Raw genomic sequence first — 2,394 nt, forward strand, 5'->3', positions numbered from 1 at the left:
TACATTCAAAACTGCACACCAACTAATCTTCCAATCTCTTTCCTTCCTTGGATAACTTTTCCTCAAATTCCTTCCTTATGGTTAAGCCCTCGACCTATTAGTATCAGTCAGCTGCACGTGTTACCACGCTTCCACCTCTGACCTATCAACCTTGTAGTCTTCAAGGGGTCTTACTACTTTCGTATGGGATATCTCATCTTGAGGGGGGCTTCACGCTTAGATGCCTTCAGCGTTTATCCCTTCCAAACTTGGCTACTCTGCCATGCATTTGGTAATGCAACAGATACACCAGAGGTTCGTCCATCCCGGTCCTCTCGTACTAAGGACAGCTCCTCTCAAATATCCTACGCCCACGCCGGATAGGGACCGAACTGTCTCACGACGTTCTGAACCCAGCTCGCGTACCGCTTTAATGGGCGAACAGCCCAACCCTTGGGACCTACTACAGCCCCAGGATGCGATGAGCCGACATCGAGGTGCCAAACCACTCCGTCGATGTGAACTCTTGGGAGTGATAAGCCTGTTATCCCCAGGGTAGCTTTTATCCGTTGAGCGATGGCAATCCCACTTTATACCACCGGATCACTAAGTCCTACTTTCGTACCTGCTCCACCCGTCGGTGTCGCAGTCAAGCTCCCTTATGCCTTTGCACTCTGCGAATGGTTTCCGACCATTCTGAGGGAACCTTTGAGCGCCTCCGATACCCTTTCGGAGGCGACCGCCCCAGTCAAACTCCCCACCTGACATTGTCCACCAGCCGGTTCACGGCTGCATGTTAGAAACCCAATACTGCAAGGGTGGTATCCCAAGGGCGACTCCCCGCAAACTGGCGTTCACGTCTCCTAGTCTCCCACCTATCCTGTACATGCAATATCGAATCCCAGTATCAAGCTAGAGTAAAGCTCCATGGGGTCTTTCCGTCCTGGCGCAGGTAACCAGCATCTTCACTGGTACTTCAATTTCACCGGATGCATTGTCGAGACAGTGCCCAAATCATTACGCCTTTCGTGCGGGTCGGAACTTACCCGACAAGGAATTTCGCTACCTTAGGACCGTTATAGTTACGGCCGCCGTTTACTGGGGCTTAAATTCAAAGCTTCGCTTATGCTAACCTCTCCTCTTAACCTTCCAGCACCGGGCAGGCGTCAGCCCATATACATCACCTTTCGGTTTCGCATAGACCTGTGTTTTTGCTAAACAGTTGCTTGGGCCAATTCTCTGCGGCCTGATTTCTCAGGCACCCCTTATCCCGAAGTTACGGGGTCATTTTGCCGAGTTCCTTAACAATGCTTCTTCCGTCGGCCTTAGGATTCTCTCCTCATCTACCTGTGTCGGTTTACGGTACGGGTACAATGTACACTATAGCGGCTTTTCTCGACAGCCAGCTCACCAGCTTCGCTACTTTTATTTCGCTCCGCATCACGTCTTCAGATTGAACAGCGGATTTGCCTACTGTTCTCCTACCTCGCTTGCACCGGCTTTTCCATTTCCGGCTCTGGCTCTCTGTCTGTGTCCCCACAGTTCTGATACATTGTAGTACAGGAATCTCAACCTGTTATCCATCGACTACGTCTTTCGACCTCGCCTTAGGCCCCGACTTACCCAGGGCAGATCAGCTTTACCCTGGAAACCTTAGATATTCGGCCGTGAGGATTCTCACCTCACTCTCGCTACTCATTCCGGCATTCTCTCTTCTTATCCCTCCACTGCTCCTTTCGGTACAGCTTCGTCGGGCTAAGAATGCTCCTCTACCAATGACTATGTCATTCCTCAGCTTCGGTGTTGTGTTTTAGCCCCGGACATTTTCGGCGCAGGACCTCTCGACTAGTGAGCTATTACGCACTCTTTGAATGTATGGCTGCTTCTGAGCCAACATCCTAGTTGTCTTCGAAATCCCACATCCTTTTCCACTTAACACTCACTTTGGGACCTTAGCTGGAGGTCTGGGCTGTTTCCCTTTTGACTACCCAACTTATCTCGTGCAGTCTGACTCCCAATCATCATCTTTACGGCATTCGGAGTTTGATAATCTTCGGTAAGCTTTGACGCCCCCTAGGATATTCAGTGCTCTACCTCCGCAAGACTAAATTGAGGCTAGCCCTAAAGCTATTTCGAGGAGAACCAGCTATCTCCGGGTTCGATTGGAATTTCTCCGCTATCCACACCTCATCACCACCCTTTTCAACGGATGTGTGTTCGGACCTCCATTGCCTTTTACGGCAACTTCATCCTGGACATGGATAGGTCACCCGGTTTCGGGTCTACTCTCACTGACTTTTCGCCCTGTTAAGACTTGGTTTCCCTTCGGCTCCATACCTTAAGTACTTAACCTCGCCAGTAAGCGTAACTCGCCGGACCGTTCTACAAAAAGTACGCGGTCGAGCATGTAAAGCT

At 50.5% G+C, this 2,394-nt stretch carries 1 rRNA gene; it reads right to left on the bottom strand.

Annotated elements, in window-relative coordinates:
- Positions 1–77: 77 nt before the first annotated feature.
- Positions 78–2,394, bottom strand: a 23S ribosomal RNA gene (locus N5B56_RS13325); the annotation flags it as partial.

It is taken from the genome of Eubacterium album, assembly GCF_025336545.1.
Lineage (GTDB): Bacteria > Bacillota > Clostridia > Lachnospirales > Lachnospiraceae > Eubacterium_U > Eubacterium_U album.